This window comes from Streptomyces marianii (assembly GCF_005795905.1).
GTDB lineage: Bacteria > Actinomycetota > Actinomycetes > Streptomycetales > Streptomycetaceae > Streptomyces > Streptomyces marianii.
Genome location: NZ_VAWE01000001.1, coordinates 2874794 through 2899062 on the forward strand (window position 1 = coordinate 2874794; position 24269 = coordinate 2899062).

A 24269-nucleotide genomic window follows, 5' to 3' on the forward strand; every position below is an offset into this window, starting at 1 on the left:
GCCGCCGGGCCTCGCCCGGCGGCCGCCGACAGGCGGCGCGGCGCGCGGGACCGCAGGATGGGGTCATGCCGACCTCCCCCACCGGCCGCCACGCCGCCGGCCCCAACCCCGGCGGAGACGGCCGGGACACCGACGCCCCCGGCCCGCCGGAGGGGCACGGCCCGCACGGGGACACCCCGGCCATTCGTACGGACGACGCGGCAGGGGACGACGCCGGCCCCGGCGTCGTCACCGCCGACCGCCCCGGGCGTCGCGGCGGCATCGCCGCACGGCGCGCCGGGACCCTGCTCGCCGCCGCGACCGCCACCATGCTCCTCGTCACCGCCGGCTGCTCCGACGGCGGAGGCGGAAACGGAAACGGGGAGCAGCGCGACCGCGACCTCGGCAGCCAGAACCTCGACTGGAAGCCGTGCCCGGCTCCCTCGGAGGCCGAGGGCGGCGGCACCGCGCCCTCTCCGCTGCCCGGCGGCACGAAGTGGGAGTGCTCCTTCATGGAGGTCCCGCGTGACTGGGCGGAGCCCGACGGCGAGACCATCGAGCTGGCCCTGATCCGGGCGAAGGCCCGTGACCAGGCCGACCGGATCGGTTCGCTGATCTTCAACTTCGGCGGCCCCGGCGGCTCCGGGGTCAGCACGCTGCCGGCGGCGGCACAGGACTTCGAGCGGCTGCGCGCCCGCTACGACCTGGTGAGCTTCGACCCGAGGGGCGTCGGCCGCAGCCAGCCCGTCGAGTGCCTCGACGACCCGGAGCTGGACCAGTACTACGCCCAGGACGCCACCCCGGACGACAGTGCCGAGGAGAAGACGTACAGCGACAACCTGAGCAGGTACGACGCGGCCTGCGAGGAGAACTCGGGCCCGGACCTGCCCCACGTAGGCACCACCAACGCAGCACGGGACATGGATCTGATGCGCCAGGTCCTCGGCGACGACAAGCTGCACTACTTCGGCATCTCCTACGGGACGGAGCTCGGCGGCGTCTACGCACACCTCTTCCCGGAGAACGTCGGACGGGCGGTCTTCGACGCCGTCGTCGACCCGACCAGCACCGCGGTGGAGGGCTCGCTCGGCCAGGCCAGGGGCTTCCAGCTGGCGTTCACCAACTTCGCGGAGGACTGCGTCGCGCGGGGTGACGCCTGCCAGCTGCCGGGCAGCACGCCTGAGGAGATCCAGCAGTTCGTCATCGACCTCCAGAACCGGCTGGAGAAGAAGCCGATCCCCGGCATCGGCGACCGCGAGCTCACCCAGACCCAGGCGACCAACGGCATCGCCCAGGCCCTCTACTCCAAGGAGTACTGGCCGCTGCTGGAGCAGGGACTCGACGAGGCGGACGGCGGTGACGGCTCGCTGCTGCTCGCACTGTCCGACGCGATGAACGGCCGCAACAGAGAGGGGCAGTACAGCAACCTCCAGGCGGCCAACGCGGCCATCAACTGCGTGGACTTCAAGGAGCGGTACTCGATGGAGCAGACGAAGGCCAGGCTCCCCGAGTTCCGCGAGGCCTCGCCGATCTTCGGCGACTACCTCGGGTGGGGTCTGATGGGCTGCAAGCACTGGCCGGTGCCCGGGCAGTGGGAGACGCCCGACGTCAGTGCGCCCGGCGCGGCCCCCATCCTCGTCATCGGCAACACCGGCGACCCGGCGACGCCGTACGAGGGCGCCCGGGCCATGGTCCAGGCGCTCGGCAAGGGCGTGGGGGTCGAGCTGACATACGAAGGCGAGGGCCACGGCGCCTACAACAGCGGCAGCAAGTGCGTGGCGGCCGCGGTGGACCAGTACCTGCTGAACGGGAAGGTCCCGGCTTCCGGAACCGTCTGCCAGTGACGGACGGGCCGCACGGTGCGCGGGTCGCCCGGCGAGCGGCCCGGCACCGGCCGGGCTTGCCCGGGCTCCCTCGTCACTGTCAGTGACGGCACCTAGGATGGCTCAGCAGTGGAGCGGACAGGCGATGCACGGGGGCAGGAATGTCTTTGCTGACGAGGCCGGCCGCGGCGGCCGTGGCGCTGGCGCTGGCCGGCGGGGCGCTGGCGGCCTGTGACACGGGCGGTGGTCCGGGGGCGGACGGCGGGGGCCGCCCCGCGGCATCCCTCCCGGTGAGGCAGGGCGACGCCGCCCACGGTCTTCCCGACGCGCTCACGAAGCAGCGTCCGCGATGGGAGCCCTGCGCGGGCGCGGAGGGCTGGACCTGCGCGTCGGTGAAGGTCCCGCTCGACTACGGCGCCCCGGAAGGCGAGACGATCTCCATCGCGCTCATCCGCCGCCCGGCGCGGGACGAGGACCGACGCCTCGGCTCGCTGCTGTTCAACTTCGGTGGCCCCGGAGTCTCCGGCGTCGATCTGCTGCCCCGTGCGTCGGCGGAGTACGAGAAGCTCAACTCGCGCTACGACCTGGTGGGTTTCGACCCGCGCGGGGTGTCGGGGAGTGCGGGCGTGGTGTGCCGCGACGACGCGGGCACGGAGGAGGCCGCCGAGCGCGTCGACCTCACCCCCGACACGACCGCCGAAGAGGCGGCCTACTTCGCGGACGCCAGGGACTTCGGCGAGGGCTGCGCGCGCCGCGCCGGAAAGCTCCTCGCCCATGTGGGCACGGCGAACGCCGCACGCGACATGGACGTCGTCCGCCATGTCCTGGGCGACCTCAAGCTCAACTACTTCGGCATCTCGTACGGCACCCAGCTCGGCGGCACGTACGCCCATCTCTTCCCGGAGAACGTGGGACGGACGGTGCTGGACGCGGCGGTCGACCCGACGGCGGACACCGTGGGGCACGCCCGCAACCAGACCACCGGCTTCCAGCGCGCCCTGGACAACTACCTCACGAGCAGGGGCGAGGACCCGAAGCGGGGCACGGCCCGGATAGCGGCGCTGCTTGAGCGGATCGACCGGAAGCCGCTTCCGGCCGGCGACGACCGTGAGCTGAACCAGGGCCTCGCGCTCACGGGAATCGTGCTGCCCCTCTACTCGCAGACCATGTGGCCCGCTCTCACGGCGGCCCTCGAGGAGGCGGAGCGGGGGCGCGGAACGAAACTGCTGGCCCTGGCCGACTCGTACAACGACCGTGAACGGGACGGCAGTTACGGTACGCAGTCCCACTCGCAGCGGGCGATATCGTGCGCGGACGCAGAACAGCGCCCGACCCCTGCCGAGGCGAAGGCCCTGCTGCCGGAGTTCGAGCGGATATCCCCGGTGTTCGGTCCGTTCCTGGCGTGGGACACGGCGGGATGGTGCGCGGACTGGCCGGTCCCCGGGGAGCACGAGACGCCCGAGACCAGTGCGAAGGGCGCGGGCCCGATCCTGGTCGTGGGCACGACCGGTGACCCGGCGACACCGTACGAGGGCGCCCGGCGGATGGCGGACGAGCTGGGCGAGGGTGTCGGCATCCTGCTCACCAACAAAGGCGAGGGCCATGGCGGCTACACCCCGTCGAACGGATGCGTGACGGGGATCGTGGACGGCTATCTGCTGGACGGCGAGGTGCCGGAGGACGGCAGGACCTGCGGCTAGGGCCGCATCAGGGCGACCACCGCCCTCGCCCCCCGCACGCGAAGGAGAGCGGGCATCTTCCCACCCGCCGGCGCAGGCGGCGAAGGCCGGCACCATCCACACGCCGGCAGCCGCACGCGAAAGGGGCCGGCCCGATGCGGGCCGACCCCTTTGCTCCGGAGCGCGGGTCTAGTAGACCGGCTTGTCCGGCTCGATCTGGTTGACCCAGCCGATCACGCCTCCACCGACGTGCACGGCGTCGGCGAAGCCGGCCGACTTGAGCACCGCCAGGACTTCCGCACTGCGGACACCCGTCTTGCAGTGCAGGACGATCTTCCTGTCCTGCGGCAGGTCCTGGAGGGCATTGCCCATCAGGAACTCGTTCTTGGGGATCAGACGCGCGCCGGGGATCGCGACGATCTCGTACTCGTTCGGCTCGCGGACGTCGATGATGTCGATGCTCTCGCCGTCGTCGATCCACTCCTTGAGCTGCTTCGGAGTGATCGTGGAGCCGAGCGCCGCCTCCTGGGCCTCCTCGGACACGACACCGCAGAAGGCCTCGTAGTCGATGAGTTCGGTGACGGTCGGGTTCTCACCGCAGACCGCGCAGTTCGGGTCCCTGCGAACCTTCACCTGGCGGTACTGCATCTCCAGGGCGTCGTAGATCATCAGTCGGCCGACCAGCGGCTCGCCGATGCCGGCCAGCAGCTTGATGGCCTCGTTGACCTGGATGGACCCGATGGACGCGCAGAGCACGCCCAGCACGCCGCCCTCGGCGCAGGAGGGCACCATGCCGGGCGGCGGGGGCTCCGGGTACAGGCAGCGGTAGCAGGGGCCGTGCTCGGACCAGAACACCGAGGCCTGGCCGTCGAAGCGGTAGATCGACCCCCACACGTACGGCTTGTTGAGCAGCACGCACGCGTCGTTGACCAGGTAGCGGGTGGCGAAGTTGTCCGTGCCGTCGACGATGAGGTCGTACTGGCTGAAGATGTCCATCACGTTCTCGGCCTCGAGCCGCTCCTCGTGAAGGACCACGTTCACGTACGGGTTGATGCCCTTGACGCTGTCACGCGCGGATTCGGCCTTGGAACGACCGATGTCCGACTGGCTGTGGATGATCTGACGCTGCAGGTTCGACTCGTCGACCTCGTCGAACTCCACGATGCCGAGCGTGCCGACACCCGCCGCCGCCAGGTACATCAGCGCCGGCGAGCCCAGGCCACCGGCGCCCACACAGAGCACCTTGGCGTTCTTCAGCCGCTTCTGCCCGTCCATCCCGACATCGGGGATGATCAGGTGGCGGGAGTACCTGCGGACCTCGTCTACGGTGAGCTCGGCGGCCGGCTCGACCAGGGGTGGCAGCGACACGGGGACTCCGTCGTTGGTGGTTGCGTCAGTACGGTTGCTCTGGCTGTAACAGTGCCACGCGCCTTCTCATTCCGAGACACCCGGTCCAATCCGCGAGACGATTTCGTCCCAGTAGCCGGGCAACGAGTCGAATGCCCCGCTCTGTCCCTGATCCGGGCCCGAACGATCGGTGAAGAAGATCGTCCCGGCGCCCTGCCAGCGGGCGATCCTCATCGCCTCGTCCAGGTGCGTCCGGGGAACCCCGTGGACGAAGTGCACGAAGCGCTCCGGAGGGTGGTCCGCGGTCCACTCCGCCACCTGCGACCATCGGTAGTCGGTCCAGGCTCCGGAGAAGGTGACGAGTTGGTCGGCCGCCTCCGCGTAACCGGGATGGGGGTGCTCGCCGTGGCCCAGAACGATGTGCCCGCCGTCGAGAACCGCCTCCAGCGTGGCCGTCGCGCGGCGCACCTGGGGCAGGTCCGCCCGCTCGACCGGACAGCGGCCCAGCAGGAAGCCGCCGACCTTGTACCAGTCGAGGTAGCGATGGGCGTCGGAGACGATCTCGGCGAAGGTCCGCGTGCCGTGGGCGAGGTCGATGCGGCCCAGCACCCGGACTCCGGCGTTGGTGAGCTTGCCCGCCGCCTCCAGGCAGTGCGGGTCGGGTCTGCTGCCCGGGCCGTCCGAGACGTCGAGGACGGCCCAGTGCAGCGGGGTGCCCGGTCTGGTCAGCTCGGCCCATTCGACCGGGGCGACCAGGGGGTGGGCATAGCCCGGGACACCGAAACCGAGCCGGTCGGCGCCCGTGGCGGAGAGTGCGCGGTCCGTGCTGATCAGATGCGGCATGCCGCCTCCATCCAGATGTCCGCGAGGGACTCCTCAAGGTTGATCCGCGGCCGCCAGCCCAGCCGGTCGCGGGCGGTTCGTACGTCCGCCTGCTGCCAGCCGCCGCAACCGTCGGGGTAGGGGTAGGGCGTGGCGCCCAGTTGCTCCGGGACGGACTCGGGGCCCCGGGGCGCGCCGATGACCGGGTGCCCGGGGCGGTGGGGCGGGCCGTCCAGCTCGTGCAGTGCCCCCGCGTATCCGGCGACCCGGGCCAGCACGGCGGCGGCGTCGCGTAGCCGCACGGCTCGGCCGGTTCCGATGTTGACGACGCCCTGCGCGGCGGAGAGCGACGCGGCGTGCACGGCGCGCGCCACGTCCCGCACGTCGACGAAGTCGCGCTGGACGCCCAGTCCGCTCAGCTTCAGCTCGCCGTCCCCGGCCTGCATGGCACGGCGCATGGCCTCGGCCAGCCGGCCCAGTGGTGAGCCGGCCGGGGTGCCGGGGCCGACGGGCGAGAAGACCCGCAGGACGACGGCGTCCAGCCCGGACCCGAGGACCAGCTCGGTCGCGGCGAGCTTGGACACCCCGTACGGCCCGCCGGGTCGCGGCACGGCGTCCTCGGCGGTCGAGGAACCGGGCTGCGAGGGCCCGTACTCGGAGGCGCAGCCGAGCTGGACGAGCCGGGCGTCGCATCCGCTGCGGCGCATCGCCTCGCAGACGGTGGCGACGGCCACCGTGTTGTGCCGGGTGAGGTCGCGTGCGCCTCCTCGGGTGGCACCGGCGCAGTTGATCACGACCCCCGGGTGGACGGCGTCCAGGAACCGGGTGAGCGCCCCCGGGCTGCCGCCCGCGAGGTCGAACCGTACGTCGGCGTCGTCGCCGCGCCCGAGCGCGGTCAGATGCACGGCCGGGTCGGCCAGCAACCGGTCGGCGACGAACCGGCCGAGGAATCCGTTTGCTCCGAGCAGCAGCACCCTCATCGCGCGGCTCCTTGGGGCCGACGGGCCGGTGCTGGGTGGTGCGGGGTCATCGTCTTCTGTCTCCTCGGGGGATGGGTGGAGTGGTGGGTTACGCCCGCGGCGTCGGCTCCGCGGGAGCGCGTGGGGGGCTGGAGTGCGTGGGGGTGTGAGGGGTCATGTGGTGTGGGCCGAGGCCCGCGAGAGCACGGCGGTCGCGTGGACGAGCAGTCCGAGGGCCGCGGCGCCGCACACGAGTGCGGGCACGGCGGCGGCACCCCAGGTGTCCACTGCGGCCTCTACGGGCCGGGCGAGGACGTCGCAGCCGGGGAGGCGGCCGACGAGGACCGCGGTCAGGGCGAGCGCCTCGCCTGTGCAGGCGAAGCCGAGGCCGGCGGCGGCCGCGTGCGGGAAGCCGTGCACGGTCAGCAGCCGGGCGAGGAAGAGCAGCAGCCCGAGGGCGACGGCCGGGGGGAGCGCCACGGGCAGGACCAGGGACGTCAGCACGAGCAGGGCGATGAGGCAGCCTGTGTGCAGGGCGATGCCGCCGAGCAGCAGAGGCCGTGTGCCCGCCGCGAACTCCTCGAGCGCCCTGCTGCCTCCCAGCCTGCGCCGCGCCCTGGCCGCGAACAGCCGCGCGGTCCAGGCGGCGGGGGCCACGGCGAGGGCGAGGCCCACGAGCGGGCCGGGCGCGAGCGGCCACGGTCCGTCGGGTCCACCGGCGACGAGTCCGGCGAGCAGCCCGTCGCCGAGGAGGGAGTACGCCGCGAGCCAGCACACCAGGAGGCGCGCGACGGGCGCGGTGCGCCCGGGGGCGCACAACGGTCCGCGCCGCAGGCTCCAGGCGAGCGCGACGGCCAGCCCGGCGGTCCCGGCCGCGCCCACGCCGAGCCGGGCTCCGTCCTCGGTGAGGCGGAGGCCGGCCGCCGTGAGGACGGCGACCGCGCCCGGTGCCATCGCGGACAACAGGTGCGCGGGGCGGGCGACGGCGTCCTCGTCCCCGGTGGGCGGTGCGCTCTCCTCGCCACGCGGGACCCGGGCGTACAGCTCCTCGGCGAGGGAGAAGACGTCGCGGTGCCGGAAGCGTGCGGCGGTTCGGTCGGTGACGCCGTGCGCCTCCAGACCGGCGGCGATCTCCAGCGGGTCGACGGCCCGTTCGCACAGTTCGCGGTGGCGGTGCATGAGCGCCTTCACCGGGTCGGCGGGCCCGCGCCGGCCGGTCCCGGTGCGAGCGGCTCCGCCGGTCCCCCCTGCGGCCCGCTCGCTCGCCGCCGGCTGCGAGCGGGCGCCCGGGGCCGCGACGACGGCGGCCCCCCGGGGGACGACGCCCACGGCGACCGGGCTGCGCGCGGCATCGGGCTGCCGAGCGGTGATGGTTCTGCCTGCGGGGGTGGGGTCGGTGGGTTCAGACATCGGGCCCTCCTGGTGCGGCCGCGGCGTTGACGGATGCGGGTTCCGCCCAGCGGGGGCGGGTGCGGCCGCCGGTCCAGTGACCGGGGACATGGGCCTCCGCCGGGGTGGCGAAGGGCACGGGCTCACCGTCGCCGTCGACGGCGTCCGAGTCGCGGCGGACCGGACTGTGGGAGATGAGCTCCAGGTAGATGTCGCGGAACGCGGCGAGGTTCTGTTCGACGGTGAAGAGTTCGAGCGCCCGGGCCCGAGCCGCCGCGCCGAGCCGTTCACGGCGTTCGGGGTCGCGCAGCAGTGCCAGACAGGCGTCCGCGAGCGCCCGGGGATTGCGCGGGGGGACGACGAGCCCCGTGCCGCCGATGACCTCGACGACAGCGCCGACGTCGGTGGACACGGTCGCCCGGCCACACAGCATCGCCTCGACCAGGCTGATCGGGAAACCCTCGACGACGCTGGACAGGACGATCACCGCCCCGGCGGCATAGGCGTCTGCGAGGTCCGGGGCCTCCGGGCCGCCTATCTCCTCGAACGAGACGGGGTTGTCGCCGACCGCGTGCGCGTCCGCGGCCTCGTCGGGGAAGAGCTGTGCGGCCAGGGCCCTGCAGTGCGCGAGGTAGGCGCCGGACCCGGGTGCCGTCACGGGTGCGCCGAGAATCCTCAGCCGCGCCTCGGGCTCCTCCTTGCGCACCTCCGCGAAGGCGTGGAGCAGTGCGATGAGGTCCTTGGCCGGCTCGATCCGGCCGACCCAGACGAGGGTGTGCGGATCGCCGGAGTCGTCCCCCTCCCCGACCGCGGTGAAGCGCTCGGCGTCCATGCCGGGGTAGACCGTACGCAGCCGGGCCGGGTCGGCACCGCACTTCTCCTGCCAGCGCCGGGCGTGGGTGTTCCCGGGCGTGATGACGGACGCCTGCCGGTAGACCTCGGAGGCGAGGCACCCGTGGAAGGCGGCCAGCAGCGCGCGGACCGGGGCGGCGAGGGGCGCGTCGTAGGCCGCGAGGTAGTGGGCACGCAGCTGCACACCGTACTCGGTGACCAGAAGCGGAACCCCGAAGAAGCGTTTGGCCAGAAGCCCGGGCAGGGCCGCCGTGCCGCCGGAGGCCGCATGGCAGAGGTCGACCGCGCCGAGGGAGTCGTCCCCGTACCAGTCGAGTGAGAGCGGTCGCAGCGCGCGCTCGAGCTCGTCGGTGAAGGCGAGGTAGTCCGGAACCGCGGCGGTGTGCACGGCCCGGCGTGCGCCTGGGGCCCGGCAGGCGGACTCCAGGGTGCGTACGGCGAGTTCGGAACGCAGGGCCGCGTACAGTCCGCCGCGCTCCCGGGCGAGTCCGGCGAGGCCGTACAGCCCTTCGGCGAACGCCTCCGGGGCGCCGTCGGAGCAGACTGCGGAGGCGAGCGAGGCGAAGTGGGAGGCGAACACGCGTCGTTCACGGCGCCCGTAGGTGCGCCCGTCGTCCTCGGGCGCCCAGAGGGGCGCCGTCCGCACCCGCTGGACGTGGTGCGGCAGTTCCACCCAGCCCTGGTCCTCCTGGTGGGCGGAGCGGCTGAGGGCGTAGACGTCGAAGTCGTGCTGGGTGAGCCCGCGCACGAGCCGGTCGCACCAGAGCCTGGACTGACCCGCCGCATACGGGTAACCACCGTCCGTGAGCAGTCCGATCCGCACGAGCGCACCCCCGATCTCCTGTGTGGCCGGCCGCCTCCGGTCCGGCGGCCCGCAGCGGGAAAAAGTTATGCGGACAAGCCGGTGGCGCGACGGACGGTTGTCCATCGCGCCACCGGAAGGGGTGAATGCACGTAACTTTCCCGCCCTCGTAGCGTTCGGTCGCGCTACAAGCGGTTTCCGTCACGTTCCGTCAGACCGCGGCGAGCCCCCTCCGCGCCCTCGTCGAGCACGGTGGGGCCGCGAAAGCTCCTTCCTGTACGGACCCCGGGGAGCTCCGTGCACCTCCTCGACGGCGCGCGGCGACCGGCGCGGCGACGCGGCCGTGCCGCACTGCGCAGCCGGCGACCGACAGCCACCGCCGCTCCGCCGCCAGGACCCGAAGGAGACGGGCCCTGGAACCCTGGAACCCTGGAACAGAGTCCCGGCCCCCGGACGGCAGGAGCGGCCGTCCTGACCCGCGGCAGCAGGGGCGCGAGGTAGCGCCCGGGACCGGGCACCCTCCCGGGGAGGCGGTTCGCGAACGGCGGCCCCGGCACGGCCCCCCGGATCAACCTCCCGGATACGCCCAGGGGTTGGGGCGGCACTTGATCCCGTCGATGTCCAGCGACTTCGTCTGCTGCTGCATCACGGGGGCGAGGCCCCCCGGTGTACGGCAGTTCACATGACCGCGGCCGAGGCGGTGGCCGACCTCGTGGTTGATGAGCATCTGACGGTAGGACAACATCGCCTTGGCCCCGTAGGTCTCCGCACCCTGGGCCCAGCGGTACGCGTTGATCATCACGCGCTCGGTGGAGGCGGAGTCGCAGGAGACGTTGTCGACGGTGGTGTCGAGACCGGACTTCGCGCACCAGATCCCGGTGGTGCCCGGGCTCGCCAGCGTGATGACGAACTCGGGCTCTCCCGAGGAGATCCGCTCGAAGCTCATGGCCCCGCCGCGCGCCCAGCTGCGGTCGTCGTTGAGGGTCTTCTGGACGGCGTCCGCGAACAGCTTCCCGTCCAGACCGAGCCCCTGCTCGACGTCCACCCGGTAGCGGACCTTCCGGCCCGCGCCGGGCGCCCGGTCCAGGCCCGGGACCGCCTCGAACTTGCCCGAGCCCTTGAGTTCGGGGTCGAGGGGGAACTGCCGGGACATCAGCTGCGCGTACGTGGGCGGTGCTGCGGGGGCGGCCGGAGCCGCCTGCCGCGGAGGCGCCGCGCGCTGGTCGGAGCGGGACGCGTCGTCCTCCGAGATCCGCTCGGCGCCCTCGGCCGCCTGGGTGGCCGTCGACGCCGGCCCGGCGTCGGTGACCTGTCCGGCGACGACGACCGCCAGGACGGTCGTCACGGCGGCGGCCGCGACACCCGTGACCGTACGGCCGCGGCCGTGTTTGGCGGGGGTCTCGTCGTCGCTGCCGCCGTCGTCGGCGGCCGTCGCCGCCTCCGGAGCACGCTCCTCCCCGGGGGGCGACGGGTCGAAGGCCTCGACGAACTCCCGGCGCGGACCCGGGATCCGGGCGCCGGCGCCGATCGGCGGCCCCTGCCGGACGCCGGGCGGGAAGGCCGGGAACTGCCCGGTCGTGGCGGCGGAAGCGGTGCCGGGGTGCCGGCCCGTGGCGGCGGCGGTGTGGCCTCGCGGAACACCCTGCCAGTCGCCGTACCGGCCGCCGGCCGGGGGCTGGCCGCCCCAGCCGCCGCCCGTCTCGTACTGCTGGGGGTGACCGCCGCGGACCTGCGGTACGCCGTGCGCCGGTGTGCCGTCGGCCGCGGGGCCCGAGTGCTCCGGCGGACCGCCGGCCCGCCTGCGCCGCCCGGTACCGGAAGAACCCGCGGGCGAGCCCGCGCCGCCGCCGGAAGCGCCCCTGGTGTCGGCGGCCTTGGGTGCGGGGCCCTTGCGGCTGTGTCGTCCCACGCCCCGGATCAGCTCCTCGTGCTGTCGTCGAGCAGTTGCCGTGCGGCCTCTGCGACCGTCTCCGGATACTCCATCATGGCGACGTGGCCCGCGTCCGGGAGGGTCAGCAGCCGCGAGTCGCGGAACGCGGCGTTCGCCCGACGGGCCATCCGGTACGAGACCAGTTGGTCCCGGCAGCCGTAGACCAGCAGCGTGGGCGCGAGCACGCGCTCCGCCTGACGCCAGAGACCGTGCTGACCTCCCAGCGTGTACGCATCAACAATGCCGCGCGCGGAACGGGCCATGGCGTCCCAGAAGTAGGGCAGTTCCAGCCGGCGCTCCATCTCCTCCACCGCGTGAAGGAAGGCCTCGTCGGTCACCCGGCCCGGATCGCCGTAGCAGAGGGACAGCACACCGCGGACCCGCATCTCGGGCGTCCAGCCGCGCGTCAGTCGCTGGAACAGCGGGGCGACGCCCGGCAGGCCGAGCGCCGCGGTGGGCCAGGCGCCGCGTTGTGCGCGGAGTTCCGGCAGCGCGGGCGAGACGAGCGTGAGGGTGCTCACCAGATCGGGGCGGACGGCCGCGACCCGGGTGACGACCGCGCCGCCCAGGGAGTTCCCGAAAAGATGGACCGGGCCGCGTCCGCTCGCGTCGAGCAGACGGATCACCGCACGGGCGTGGGCGGTGACCGAGTAGTTGCCGTCGTCGGGGGGCGGCGAGTCCCCAAAACCGGGCAGGTCGACGGCCTCGCCGTCCACGGTGCCCTCCAGCGCCGCCATCAGCAGCGTCCAGTTCTGGGACGAGCCGCCCAGCCCGTGGACGAAGAGCGCCGGGGGCAGCCCGGCCCGGGCGGGCGGACGGGCACGCACCGTGAGCGTCAGCCCCGGGAGGGCCACCGAGCGCAGCTCCTCCCCCTCGGCCACCCGCACGGAACGGATCCGCGGAACCGGGTCGGCGGCGCGGGTTCCCGGCAGCTCGGTCGAAGACATGGGGGCAATGTTACGAGACGATCACGCGACGGAACCTGTGTTCGGCATCACACGCCACATAGCGTCCGGCCGGGCATGCTCATACGCTCGATTACGGGGTACTCGCTCCTGGCTGACGCCGCAGAGGAAAGGGATCCAGATGGCTGCCGACCCGACGGACCCGGAAATCTTCACGGAAGACGACCAGGGGACGCCGAACGAACTCGAGGAGCTGGAGGAGCTCGACGAGGAGACGCCCGAGGCCGATGCCGCCGAGCAGCACACCGAGGTGCGGCAGGTCGGCGACGAGCCGCTGACCCGCATCGACCCGTCGAAGGCGAACGAGGCGGATGCCCTGGAACAGGCCAGGGTGGTGGCCCTCGACGAGGAGGACTATCGCTGATCTGTCCGGTTTCCCCGGGGCCACCACCTACCGCGGGCGTCCGGTACGTGAAATTCTGCGCCCGCACCGCGCACACCACGGTTACCGAAAAGTACGATGGCGGGCGCGAGCGCAGAGCGCACGCACGGAACACTGTGTTTGTGACATCGAACGTGGGAGGCGGCGTGACAGCCATCGAGCAGACAGAGGCGGCGCGCCCGCGAGGCACCCGCCTGCCGCGCCGTGCCCGACGCAACCAGCTTCTCGGCGCGGCCCAGGAAGTCTTCGTCGCCCAGGGGTACCACTCGGCGGCGATGGACGACATCGCGGAGCGTGCCGGCGTCAGCAAGCCGGTGCTGTACCAGCACTTCCCCGGGAAGCTGGAGCTTTACCTGGCACTGCTGGACCAGCACTGCGAGTCGCTGCTGCAGGCGGTGCGCGGCGCCCTGGCGTCGACGACGGACAACAAGCAGCGCGTCGCGGCCACCATGGACGCGTACTTCGCGTACGTCGAGGACGAGGGCGGCGCGTTCCGGCTCGTCTTCGAGTCGGACCTGACGAACGAACCCGCCGTGCGCGAGCGCGTCGAGCGCGTGTCGCTGCAGTGTGCCGAGGCCATCTCCGAGGTGATCGCCGAGGACACCGGTCTCTCGCAGGACGAGTCCATGCTGCTGGCCGTGGGACTCGGCGGTGTCTCGCAGGTGGTCGCCCGCTACTGGCTCTCCAGCAGCTCGGGCATTCCGCGCGATACGGCTGTGCAGCTGCTGACGTCGCTGGCCTGGCGCGGCATCGCCGGCTTCCCGCTGCACTCCGCCGAGGGCGGCCACGGCGACGACCGGTGACGGCCCGGCCGCCGCTGTTCGCTGCGGGCGTGCACGGCTGAGCCGTGTGACGTCGCCTCACCGGGCTAATGTGTGCTGCGTACGGCGCGGCTGACCGCGCATCGCTGACCGTTCGGAGGGACATAGCCGTGGAGGTCAAGATCGGCGTGCAGCACGCGCCCCGGGAGATCGCTCTGGAGAGCGGTCAGACCGCCGAGGAGGTCGAGCAGGCCGTCGCCGACGCTCTGGCCGGCAAGACGCAGCTGCTCAGCCTGACCGATGACAAGGGACGCAAGGTGCTGGTACCGGCCGACCGCATCGCCTATGTCGAGATCGGCGAGCCGACCACGCGCCGCGTGGGCTTCGGCGCGCTCTAGGCACCGACTGCCGGAAGGGCACCGCGGGCGTCGCCCGCGGTGCCCTTCCGCATGTCCGGTCCCTACCCCGCCGCAGAGCCTGTGTCCAGCGGTGAACGGGTGGAACGGATGGTTGTTATCCGGTCGGTCCGGGTAGGACGGGCTACGACCAGACACGCCCTCCCGCCGTCCGTGAGGTGATCCGTGGTGATCCTGGAGGCTCTCGGCTCCGTCCTGCTCGGACTCGCGCTCTCCTGGGCGGCCCAGCGACGGCTTCCGGACCGGCTCCCCACCCAGCGCGTGGTGTACCCGGCGGGCACGCTCGGCGCACTGTTCGGCGCGTATCTGACGCACACGGCCCTCGGATCCGGACATCTGCTCGGCACCCTGCTCGGGGCGGCGTTCGTCGCCGCCGTCACGCTGTCGCTGCTGATCCGGCCGACGACGCGGCGGCTGCGCCGATCAGCCGCCGTCTGACGCGCCGCCCACCGCACCCCCGCCGAGACGCCGGTGCGGTCCTCCGGTCCGGGCCGCTCCGCACTCCCCGGCCGGTCGTTATGCGGCGAGCCCCAGCGCGGCCATCCGCTTCGTGTGCGCCTTGGTGATCCGGGTGAACATCTCGCCGACCGCCGCCAGGTCGAACCCGTCCGCCACCCCACCCACGAGCATCGTGGACAGCGCGTCGCGCTCGGCCACGACCCGCTGGGCCTGGGAGAGCGCCTCGCCCATCAGCCGGCGCGCCCAGAGCGCGAGCCGGCCGCCGACCCGCGGATCCGCCTCGATCGCGGCACGGACCTTCTCCACGGCGAAGTTCCCGTGGCCGGTGTCGTCCAGCACCGAGAGCACCAGGGCGCGGGTGTCGGAGTCCAGCCGCACGGCCACCTCGCGATAGAAGTCGCTGGCGATCGAGTCGCCGACGTACGCCTTGACCAGGCCCTCCAGCCAGTCGGAAGGAGCGGTCTGGCGGTGGAACTCGTCCAAGGCGGCCGCGAAGGGCTCCATGGCCTTCGTCGGCTCGGTGTCGATCGCGGCCAGCCGGTCCCGCAGCTGCTCGAAGTGGTGGAACTCCGCGGAGGCCATCTTGGCCAGCTCGGCCTTGTCGGCCAGCGTCGGCGCCAGCTTCGCGTCCTCGGCGAGACGCTCGAAGGCCGCCAGCTCGCCGTAGGCGAGCGCCCCGAGCAGATCCACGACCGCGGCGCGGTACTGGGGGTCGGCGGAGGCCGCGGCCCAGTCCTGGGCGGCGATCCCGGTCAGTTCTTCGGCCGCGTCGGCGGCGGGCGCGGTGGCGTTGTCAGGCGTCTCCATGAAGCGCACAATAGCTGGCCGTCCACACCCTGGAAGGGCCTGGTCAGCCCCCGTCGCGACAGGGTCGCCGGGAATTCGGCCAACACAGATGCGCGAATCCGGGGTACAGTGGTATTAAGCCTGCCGGATATTCGGCGGGCCCTCTGAATGAGGATGCCCGGTCGGTGGCCCGATCGGCTCCGACCCGACAGCCCTCTGTGCGCATTCCGCCACATGAGGGGACCTCAGCGGCACGAGCGCTCGAGCGACGGCAGTGGTCCCGCGCCTTCCGGCCAATCCACGGCCGGCACCCGTACCAGGTGCGGTAGGACCCCCAGCGTTCGCCTCGCGCCGCGTCTCACAGAAGAGGCAACACCCTGACTACGCAGGCCAAGACTTTCCGAGAACTCGGGATCCTCCCCGAGACCGCCGAGGCCCTGGAGGCCGTCGGCATCACGACCCCCTTCCCCATCCAGGAGATGACCCTCCCGGTCGCGCTCTCCGGCACCGACGTGATCGGCCAGGCCAAGACCGGCACCGGCAAGACGCTGGGCTTCGGCCTTCCGCTGCTGGAGCGCGTCACCGTGCCCGCCGACGTCGAGGCGGGGCGGGCGAAGCCCGAGGAGCTGACCGACACGCCGCAGGCGCTCGTGGTCGTGCCCACCCGCGAGCTGTGCACGCAGGTCACCAACGACCTGCTCACCGCCGGCAAGGTGCGCAACGTCCGCGTGACCGCGATCTACGGCGGACGTGCCTACGAGCCGCAGGTCGAGGCGCTGAAGAAGGGCGTCGACGTCATCGTCGGCACGCCCGGCCGGCTCCTGGACCTCGCGGGCCAGAAGAAGCTCAACCTCTCGCACGTGAAGGCGCTCGTCCTCGACGAGGCCGACGAGATGCTCGACCTGGGCTTCCTGCCCGACGTCGAGAAGATCATCCAGCTGCTGCCGGTGCGCCGCCAGACCATGCTGTTCTCGGCGACCATGCCGGGCGCGGTGATCGGCCTCGCGCGCCGCTACATGTCTCAGCCCACCCACATCCGCGCCACCGCGCCGGACGACGAGGGTGCGACGGTCGCGAACATCACGCAGCGCGTGTATCGGGCGCACTCCCTGGACAAGCCCGAGATGGTCGCCCGCATGTTGCAGGCCGAGGGTCGCGGCCTGGTGATGATCTTCTGCCGTACCAAGCGCACGGCCGCGGACATCGCGGACCAGCTCGCCCGGCGCGGCTTCGCCTCCGGCGCCGTGCACGGCGACCTGGGCCAGGGCGCACGCGAGCAGGCGCTGCGCGCCTTCCGCAACGGAAAGGTCGACGTGCTGGTGTGCACCGACGTCGCCGCACGCGGCATCGACGTCGAGGGCGTCACGCATGTGATCAACTACCAGACGCCGGAGGACGAGAAGACGTACCTCCACCGCATCGGCCGCACGGGCCGCGCGGGCGCGACCGGCACCGCCGTGACGCTGGTGGACTGGGACGACATCCCGCGCTGGCAGCTGATCAACAAGGCGCTGGAGCTGGACTTCAACGACCCGGCCGAGACGTACTCCACGTCTCCGCACCTCTTCGAGGAGCTGGGCATCCCCGCGGGCACCAAGGGTGTCCTGCCGCGGGGAGAGCGCACCCGCGCCGGTCTGGACGCGGAGGAGCTCGAGGACCTCGGCGAGCCCGGCGGCCGCGGGTCGCGCTCCGGATCCCGCACGAAGACGGCCGAGCGCTCCGAGCGTCCCGCCCGTACCCCGCGTCAGCGCCGTCGCACGCGCGGCGGTGCCCCGCTGGAGGCGGAGGCGCCCGTGACCGCCGAGGCTCCGACCGCCGTCGGGGAGACGGCGGACCAGGCGCCGCGCACCCCGCGCCGTCGCCGCCGGACCCGGGTGGGCGCGACCGCCGAGGGATCCGCCGTGGCGACGATCGACGCACCGGCCACCGAGGCCCCCGTGGAGGAGCCGGCCAAACCGCGCCGCCGCACCCGCACCAAGGCCACCACAGCCGAAACCGCCACCGACGCACCGGCCACCGAGGCCCCCGCCGACGAACCGGCCAAACCGCGCCGCCGCCGCACTCGTGCCAAGGCCGCCCAGCCGGAGGCGTAAGCCGTTCGCTGAGGGCCCGTCATCCCAACCCGGGACGGCGGGCCCTCTGCCGTACCCCGGCGGTCCATGCGCGGCACGACAGTGCCGAACGCCCCGGTACTCTCGTCCGCATGAGCCGGCCGCCCACCTTCCGCCCACCTTCCTGCGCCCGTGCCCGCGCGCTCCGCACCAGCCGCGGGGACTTCGCCGCTCTGGACGCCGAGCCGGACGAGAGGGCCGGTGCCCGCCGGGGGACCGTGCTGTTGCTGCCCGGGTACACCGGCAGCAAGGAGGACTTCATCGCGCTGCTGGAGCCGATCGCCGCGGCCGGTTTCCGGGCCGTCGCAGTCGACGGACGCGGCCAGTACGAGACCGACGGTCCCGACGACGAGGCGGCCTACGCGCAGTCCGAGCTGGCGCGGGACGTGCTCGCCCAGGCCGAGGCGACCGGTGACGCGCCCGTGCACCTCGTCGGGCACTCACTGGGCGGTCAGATCGCCCGGGCCGCGGTCCTCCTCGACGTACGCCCGTTCCGGACCCTGACGCTGGTGTCGTCCGGCCCGGCCCGTATCGCCCCCGCCCAGCAGCACAAGGTCAAGCTGCTGAGCGATGCGCTCGCCGTGATGGACATGAGCGAGGTCTGGGAGGCCATGCAGGCGCTCGACCCGCCGGAGGAGGCCGCCACCGACGGTGAGGACCTGCGGCGCCGCTGGTTGCGCCACCGCCCCGCCCAGCTCCTGGCCACCGGCCGCCAGCTGACGGTGGAGCCGGACCGGATCGACGAGCTCGCCGCCGTGGGACGGCTGCCCAAGCACGTGCTGTCGGGCGAGCGGGACGACACCTGGCCGGTGCCGCTGCTGGACGAGATGGCGGTGCGGCTGGGGGCGCTCCGCACGGTGATCGAGGGTGCCGAGCATTCGCCGAACACGGACCGCCCGGCGCCGACCGCGGCGGCGATGGTGGACTTCTGGTCGCGGAACTGAGCAGCGCCCCTGGGATCCGGCCGTGGGGCCGGGACCGCCCGGCCGTCCCCGGGCCGTGCCTCGGACTCCGGAGCGGCCGTCCGGTCCCGGAGCCGATCGTCCGGCGGCGGCGCGGGCCGTGCCGGGCCCGGATCGCCCACCCGGTGTCAGAACTGACCGTGCAGGTGGTCCCAGAAGCCGTCCCGCAGTGCCCGCCGCAGATGGGCGTAGCCCCGCAGGGAGTGCTTCAGGAGCTTCTCCGCCTCGATGAGCAGGTCCTGGTCGACCGGGCCGGGCAGGTAGGGGTGTCCGGGCAGCAGCTCGGCCATCGGTTCCCGCCCGCGTTCGGCCAGCCAGGTGGCGGCTATCTGCGCGCCCACGAAGCGCACGTCGTCACGGGACGGGGGCGGGCTGTCGTCCTCGTAGGTCGTCACCGGTCGGCGCGTGACGTAGGGGCGGCAGAAGTCGAGGTCGAAGGTGCGCTGGCTGTCGACCTCCCAGAGCAGCGGCTCCGCCTGGTTGCGGCCCTCCGCCGCCTCTATGCCCCACAGATGGACCCGGGCGCCGTACCCCTGGGCGGCCTCCACCGCGGAGACCAGGTCCTCGTCCCCGCCGACGAGCGCCGCGTCGCTGATCGCCCGGTGCCGGGCGAGTGACTCCAGGTCGGTGCGTATGAGGGAGTCGACGCCCTTCTGCTGGTTGTTGGCGTTGAGGTTGCCCAGCCGGACCTTCACGTCGGGCAGTTCCGCTATGGCCTGCTGCTCGGCCGTGTGGATGCGGCGCCGGGCGCCGTCGTACCAGTAGACGCGCAGCAGCCGGCTGTCCGCGAAGATCGTGCGGGCCTTGTCGATGAACGCCTCGATGAGCCCTTCGGCGTCGAGGTCGAACGAGCGCCGGTCCTCGGTACCCGCCACAAGCAACCCGGCCGCAGCATAGACGTAACCCGCGTCGACGAAGATGGCATGCGTGGACGGGGTCTTGGCGACCTCGGCGAGCATGCGCTGGAGCAGCTCGTTGGTGCGCTCCAGGCGGGCGCTCATCTGGGACAGCTCAGAGTCGTTCATGACGACCCCATTGTGTGCGGGCCGGGCCCTACCTGCCAGTAGTTAGCCATCCAAAAATTTTCCTTAGCGTAGGGAATGTTTGCAGACGGCATTCCGTTGAGAGGTACATACACAGACGGCCAGAGGGGAGCTCTCATGCGCTTCGAAATCATGCGACTCGACGACGTCGACGGCACCGCCGTGGACAGCACCGTCGTGGACGCCGCCTCCGTGAGCCGGATGGTGCAGCAGGCCGCAGCGATCGGCCAGCGTATCTACATCCGGCCGGCCGAGGCCGCGGCTTCGTAACGCCTCCGGCGCGACGCCCCCGAACGGAAAGGGTCCGTTCGGGGGCGTCGTGCCGTGCGGGGAGAGATCCACCGGCGGTCGCCGCCGGTCAGGAGCCCCGGATCACCTGGGTGATGCCGTTGATGATCTGCTGAACGGCGATCGCCGAGAGCATCATGCCCGCCAGCCGGGTCACCAGCACCACACCGCCGTCCTTGATCACACGGATGATCAGCAGCGAGTAGCGCATGGTCAGCAGCAGGACGACGTGCATCGCGACGATCGCGGCCCACACCGAGATCTGCTTGGCGGTGGTGCCCGCGTTCTGCACCGCGAGGATGACGGAGACGATCGCACCGGGCCCCGCCAGGAGCGGCATGCCCAGCGGCACGAGCGCCACGTTGACGTCCTTGGTCTGCTTGGGTTCGTCGGTCTTCCCGGTGAGCAGATCGAGCGCGATGAGCAGCAGGAGCAGACCGCCGGCGATCATCAGCGCGGGTACGGAGACATGGAGGTAGTCGAGGATCTGCTGACCGAGGATCCCGAAGACGGTGATCACACCGAGGGCGACCGCGACCGCCTGCCAGGCCATCCGGCGCTGGACCTTGACGGGGCGCCCGGAGGTGAGTGCCAGGAAGATCGGGGTGATCCCGGGAGGATCCATGATCACGAACAGGGTGAGGAACAGGGAGCCGAAGACGGCGAGGTCGAACACGGTGAGGCCTTGCATGGGTGTCGGACAACTGGGGTGGTGGACGAGCGGGGGCCGCGAGGTCCGTACGCCGGGAGCGGTCATACGTGCTCCGCGGCGGCTCGGCCGTCGGACGCGACACACGCACGGCGAGCCCCGGGCCGGGCCCGGGACCGAGTAAGGCGGTCAGACCTGGCGGCGGGGTGCTCAGCCCGTGCCCGGGACCGGGAACGCGCCGGTGGCCCGGCGGGTGATCTCGCCGTAGACCTCCGGGTCGGTGGTGAAGTCGCCGAGCAGACAGGTCTTGCGGCTGCCGTGGTAGTCGCTGGAACCGGTGGGCAGCAGACCGAGTTCGGCGGCAAGTCCGCGCAGCCTGGCCCGAGTCGGCCCGTCGTGGTCCATGTGGTCGACCTCGATACCGTCGAGACCGGCCGCGGCCAGCCGGGCGATGACGTCCTCGGACACGACCTCGCCGCGCTTCACGGCGAGCGGGTGGGCGAAGACCGTGACCCCGCCGGCCGCCTTTACCAGGCGGACCGCCTCGAACGGGTCGAGTTCGTGCTTCTCCACGTAGGCACGGCCGCCGTTCGCGAGCCAGTCGGGCGTGAAGGCCGCGGACACGTCGGGGACGACGCCGAGCTCGACGAGCGCGGCGGCGACGTGCGGCCTGCCGACCGAGCCGTCGCCGGCTATCCGGGAGACGTGCTCCCAGGTGACCGGCACCCCCAGCTCCCGGAGCCTCCCGACCATGGCCCTGGCGCGCGGCACCCGGTCGTCCCGCACCAGCTCGCGCTCGCGCGCCAGCTCGGTTTCCTCCGGGTCGAAGAGGTACGCCAGCATGTGCAGGCCCACACCGTCGATCCGGCAGGACAGCTCCGCGCCGGTGACGAGGGTCAGCCCCTCGGGCAGCGCGGCGATCGCCTCGGCGTGGCCGCCCACGGTGTCGTGGTCGGTGAGCGCCACGACGTCGAGCCCGGCGGCGGCCGCTCTGCGGACCAGCTGGGCCGGGGTGTCCGTCCCGTCGGAGGCCGTGGAGTGGGTGTGCAGGTCGATGCGCACGACGCGGGACTCCAGGGCTCGGGACGGACGGACTGACGCTCAATCGTAACGGGGGCCCGAGCACCGCCCCCACCGGCTCGTCACGTGAAGACCGTCACGGGCCGTGCGCACGCCGAGGGCCGGGGCCGCCCTCACGGAGGCTCAGCGGCGGCCCCGGGCACCGCCCCGGCGGCGGGCCCTGCCCGGCACGCACACAGAGGCCCCGGCACCGGGCCCCGTCACCGGGCTCCGCCCGACGGCCCTCGCACATGCAGAACCGCCCTGGGGCCCGCCGACCCTGCATCACCGGGACCGGGTCCTGCCCGACCGCGCCGGCACCGGCCGGGTCCGACCGGATCGGCACCGCCGGTCGCGCCGCCGCCCCGGGCACGGACCGCGCACCATCACATCAGCAGGCGTGGCGACAGCGCCCCGCAGGGCAGCAGTTCGAGTTCCTGGCCGGCGTCCCGCAGATCGGTCAGTATCAGCTCGTCGTACATCAGCAGCCCGGTCGACTCGGGCCATACGACCGCCCACAGCCAGAGCCCCCGCGCCTCGCCCGCGAACACCGCCCGGTCCTCCGGGGCGTCGTTGACGTGCCACAGCGGCGTCGGCCGACCTGCTGCGAGCACCTTGGCCTGGGGCGAGGTATCGACGGTCATGTGCGGACCCGGGTCCGGCCCGTCGATCCCGGCGAAGCGGGCGCCGAGGCCGACACCGAGTTCCTCGGCGACGAGCAGCAACTCCCCCACACCGCCCAGCGGTCCGGGGCCCGAACAGGCCACGGCCGTGGCCCTGCCGCCGCTGCGGTCGTCGCCGGCGTACGCGACGCCGGTGAACAGCCAGCCGACCGGGAGCGGCCACGGCATCCACACGGGCACCTGGGCACGGGCCACCACCACGCTGAGGGCCTCGACGCTCGGCGGGATCACGGGCTGCAGCGGATACACGGAACCGTGCACATCGCACTGCCACGTGTCGGCGAAGAGACCGGGCGCCCTGACCCGACCACCGCACTTCGGGCAACTGGGTTCGCCCCTCATAGCGCTCAACGGTCCTACCCGTCCGGCGCCGCGTCAAGGACGATCACCCGTCCCGCACGGCGGTTTCACTCGCCCTCAGCAGGGAAAAGCACTTGCAGTCAGCATTAGTTAGTCTTTCTCATTTATTGCCTCATATGGCAACGGTTCGAACGGGAGAACGCGGAGGAGTACCCATTTGCGCGCGGAGGATCCGCTCGCCGGAGGAACGGGCGCGGCCGGACGGGCCTCAGCCGACGGCGAGCAGGGATCGCCGTCGGAGCGGGGCCATCCCGCCACCGGCCGTCGGCGAACTCGTCGGCTTCCGCACCGGATGGGGCCTCGGGAACGCCCTCTTCACCCCGTCCCACTCGCCGCCGTCATCGGCGCGGCGTCCGGCGGGAGCACGGAGGCGATCCCGCCGCACGGGACGGCACTCGGACGGGCATGGCCTGGGGTCCGCTCGTCGGCGCGGTGCCGATGACGGCGGCCGGCGCCACCCGCCCTTCGACACCGCGGCCCTGATGACGATCGGGCTCCCGTGCACCGCGGCGACCCGCGAGGAGCAGCTCGTCGACGCCGGCGCCGCGGCGGAGTCAGGAGCGGCGGACGGCGCTCACCCCGGCCGCCCGGGGCCGCACCGGTCCGCGCGCCCCGCGACGGCCCTCGCCGACTGGCCCCCGCCCCCGGCCGCCCGGCCTGCACGACGGCGCCGGTCCGGCTCGGCCCACCCGGCCGGCTCAGCAGGCTCCGCCGACCCGGCCATGAGATAGGTCACTTCACACATCGCCGACGGCAGCTGACATCACGTCAGGGGCACGGGCTTCCTCAGCGGATCACGGAGGTCCGTACCGTGCGTCAGCCACCGCTCCTGGAGCTTTCCCGCACCGTGCACCCGCTTCCACGCCGCCTCGTTCGGCGTCATCGGCAGCAGCGGCAGAAACCGGACCGGGTCCATGGGGCCGCCGAGTTCGAGATCCTCCACCAGGCCGCCGGACTCGGCGACCAGCACCGAGGTGAACGGGGCGCCCGGCCACAGCGGCTCGCCCACGTCCAACGAGTTCCCGGGGGCCACGATCACCCCTTCCACCTGCGGGGAAGAGGCCAGAACGGCGAGCGGCCGCAGCACCTTGTCGGTGTCGGCCAGCCCGGCGCGCACCGACAGGACGAGTTCCGCGCGCGGCCCCTTCACCGGGTCGGCGAGGGTGTCCTGGGGGTCGGTCATCGGCTGGGCCGACATGCCCAGCGTGGCATAGCGGACGATGTCCCCGTCGACGAACCTGAGCACCTCGATCCGTTCCGTACCGAGAAAGGTCACCGCGGCGCGCGCGTCCGGTTCACCCAGCGCGCTGCGCAGCCGTGCCTCGACCAGAGCAAGAACTTCTCCCATCCCGCGAGCATAGATCGCATCAGGAACGGGCAAAGGAAGGGATTGGCCCTCAGTCGGCTGATACGCTTGGCCGCCTGCTCGGGACAACATGCAGAAGCATGGTTCTCGGATCCCGACGACACGTCTTCCCCCACGGGGGACCGGCCGGAGGAGGTGGGGCTGCGATGGATCGAAGTCGACCGTGCAGTACCAACCGCTCTTCCGCGCGACTCCTCCCCTCGTTCTGCTGAGGGCTTCTCGCACCGTCAGTTCCATGGCACCGCGCATGACGGAAGAGCACGACTCCCCTGCCTGACTGTCTGTAGCGAACGCCGTCACCGCGTCCCGCGGTGCCGCCCGCTTTGCGGACGTATGGAGACACGTCCTCATTCCGGGCTGTGCCACGCCTCGCACCGGCGGCCCCTCCGTGAAGGAG

Annotated in this window: 22 protein-coding genes; 9 read left to right on the forward strand and 13 right to left on the reverse strand. The window is 72.6% G+C overall.

The features are described from left to right. Positions 1-65: 65 nt before the first annotated feature. Together FEF34_RS12815 and FEF34_RS12820 are read left to right on the forward strand one after the other, a co-directional pair. A complete protein-coding gene (locus tag FEF34_RS12815) occupies positions 66-1823 on the forward strand; it encodes an alpha/beta hydrolase (protein WP_138053308.1) in 1758 nt (585 codons plus the stop codon). Positions 1824-1963: 140 nt separating this feature from the next. Then, positions 1964-3502: an alpha/beta hydrolase gene (locus tag FEF34_RS12820; protein WP_171052932.1), complete on the forward strand. Its 1539-nt coding sequence runs from the start codon at positions 1964-1966 to the stop codon at positions 3500-3502. Positions 3503-3670: 168 nt separating this feature from the next. On the opposite strand, the gene moeZ is transcribed toward FEF34_RS12820, so the two are convergent. The 7 genes from moeZ to FEF34_RS12855 form a co-directional block, all read right to left on the reverse strand. Further along, the gene (gene moeZ / locus FEF34_RS12825; RefSeq protein ID WP_138053309.1) at positions 3671-4849 is read right to left on the reverse strand and encodes an adenylyltransferase/sulfurtransferase MoeZ; all 1179 of its coding nucleotides are present in this window, start codon (positions 4847-4849) and stop codon (positions 3671-3673) included. A 66-nt stretch (positions 4850-4915) separates the two neighbouring features. After that, positions 4916-5671, reverse strand: a complete 756-nt coding sequence (locus FEF34_RS12830) for a spherulation-specific family 4 protein (RefSeq protein WP_138053310.1) — start codon at positions 5669-5671, stop codon at positions 4916-4918. Then, a complete protein-coding gene (locus FEF34_RS12835; RefSeq protein WP_138053311.1) occupies positions 5659-6630 on the reverse strand; it encodes an NAD-dependent epimerase/dehydratase in 972 nt (323 codons plus the stop codon). Before FEF34_RS12835 ends, FEF34_RS12830 begins: the two co-directional genes overlap by 13 nt. Before the next feature lie 153 nt (positions 6631-6783). Next, a complete protein-coding gene (locus FEF34_RS12840; protein WP_138053312.1) occupies positions 6784-8019 on the reverse strand; it encodes a hypothetical protein in 1236 nt (411 codons plus the stop codon). After that, positions 8012-9673, reverse strand: a complete 1662-nt coding sequence (locus FEF34_RS12845) for a DUF3492 domain-containing protein (protein WP_138053313.1) — start codon at positions 9671-9673, stop codon at positions 8012-8014. The genes FEF34_RS12840 and FEF34_RS12845 overlap by 8 nt, the downstream gene beginning before the upstream one ends. Positions 9674-10220: 547 nt before the next feature. Next, entirely contained in the window at positions 10221-11561 is a 1341-nt protein-coding gene (locus FEF34_RS12850; protein ID WP_138053314.1) for a DUF3152 domain-containing protein, read from the reverse strand. Positions 11562-11569: 8 nt separating this feature from the next. Further along, a complete protein-coding gene (locus tag FEF34_RS12855) occupies positions 11570-12529 on the reverse strand; it encodes an alpha/beta fold hydrolase (RefSeq protein ID WP_138053315.1) in 960 nt (319 codons plus the stop codon). 139 nt (positions 12530-12668) lie between these two features. On the opposite strand from FEF34_RS12855, the gene FEF34_RS12860 reads away from it, so the two are divergent. The 4 genes from FEF34_RS12860 to FEF34_RS12875 all read left to right on the forward strand — a co-directional run bounded on the left by FEF34_RS12860 (position 12669) and on the right by FEF34_RS12875 (position 14544). Continuing rightward, positions 12669-12911 (forward strand): hypothetical protein, encoded by a 243-nt coding sequence (locus tag FEF34_RS12860; RefSeq protein WP_138053316.1) that lies wholly within the window; start codon positions 12669-12671, stop codon positions 12909-12911. A gap of 164 nt (positions 12912-13075) precedes the next feature. Then, positions 13076-13732 (forward strand): TetR/AcrR family transcriptional regulator, encoded by a 657-nt coding sequence (locus FEF34_RS12865; RefSeq protein ID WP_138053317.1) that lies wholly within the window; start codon positions 13076-13078, stop codon positions 13730-13732. A gap of 128 nt (positions 13733-13860) precedes the next feature. Continuing rightward, a complete protein-coding gene (locus tag FEF34_RS12870; RefSeq protein ID WP_199800664.1) occupies positions 13861-14088 on the forward strand; it encodes a DUF3107 domain-containing protein in 228 nt (75 codons plus the stop codon). 186 nt (positions 14089-14274) lie between these two features. Continuing rightward, positions 14275-14544, forward strand: a complete 270-nt coding sequence (locus FEF34_RS12875; protein WP_138057446.1) for a hypothetical protein — start codon at positions 14275-14277, stop codon at positions 14542-14544. A gap of 78 nt (positions 14545-14622) precedes the next feature. On the opposite strand, the gene FEF34_RS12880 is transcribed toward FEF34_RS12875, so the two are convergent. Continuing rightward, on the reverse strand, positions 14623-15372 hold the full coding sequence (locus FEF34_RS12880; RefSeq protein ID WP_138053319.1) for a ferritin-like fold-containing protein: 750 nt from the start codon (positions 15370-15372) through the stop codon (positions 14623-14625). Positions 15373-15830: 458 nt separating this feature from the next. On the opposite strand from FEF34_RS12880, the gene FEF34_RS12890 reads away from it, so the two are divergent. After that, positions 15831-17444, forward strand: coding sequence for a DEAD/DEAH box helicase (locus FEF34_RS12890; protein WP_138053321.1), 1614 nt, complete (start codon positions 15831-15833; stop codon positions 17442-17444). Between the two features lie 110 nt (positions 17445-17554). Next, complete coding sequence (locus tag FEF34_RS12895) at positions 17555-18406, forward strand: alpha/beta fold hydrolase (RefSeq protein ID WP_138053322.1); 852 nt, start codon at positions 17555-17557, stop codon at positions 18404-18406. A gap of 146 nt (positions 18407-18552) precedes the next feature. Here FEF34_RS12895 and FEF34_RS12900 read toward each other — a convergent pair whose 3' ends face one another. Continuing rightward, entirely contained in the window at positions 18553-19425 is an 873-nt protein-coding gene (locus tag FEF34_RS12900) for an NYN domain-containing protein (RefSeq protein ID WP_138057447.1), read from the reverse strand. Between the two features lie 159 nt (positions 19426-19584). On the opposite strand from FEF34_RS12900, the gene FEF34_RS41215 reads away from it, so the two are divergent. Then, positions 19585-19737: a hypothetical protein gene (locus FEF34_RS41215; protein ID WP_171052934.1), complete on the forward strand. Its 153-nt coding sequence runs from the start codon at positions 19585-19587 to the stop codon at positions 19735-19737. An 88-nt stretch (positions 19738-19825) separates the two neighbouring features. On the opposite strand, the gene FEF34_RS12905 is transcribed toward FEF34_RS41215, so the two are convergent. The 4 genes from FEF34_RS12905 to FEF34_RS12920 form a co-directional block, all read right to left on the reverse strand. After that, positions 19826-20431, reverse strand: coding sequence for a MarC family protein (locus FEF34_RS12905; RefSeq protein ID WP_138057448.1), 606 nt, complete (start codon positions 20429-20431; stop codon positions 19826-19828). A gap of 183 nt (positions 20432-20614) precedes the next feature. After that, entirely contained in the window at positions 20615-21466 is an 852-nt protein-coding gene (locus FEF34_RS12910) for a PHP domain-containing protein (protein WP_138053323.1), read from the reverse strand. Positions 21467-21849: 383 nt separating this feature from the next. Beyond that, positions 21850-22488: a DUF6758 family protein gene (locus FEF34_RS12915; RefSeq protein ID WP_138053324.1), complete on the reverse strand. Its 639-nt coding sequence runs from the start codon at positions 22486-22488 to the stop codon at positions 21850-21852. Between the two features lie 781 nt (positions 22489-23269). Continuing rightward, positions 23270-23854 carry a suppressor of fused domain protein gene (locus FEF34_RS12920; RefSeq protein ID WP_138053325.1) on the reverse strand — a complete coding sequence of 195 codons (585 nt, stop codon included), beginning with the start codon at positions 23852-23854 and terminating at the stop codon, positions 23270-23272. Positions 23855-24269: the final 415 nt, after the last annotated feature.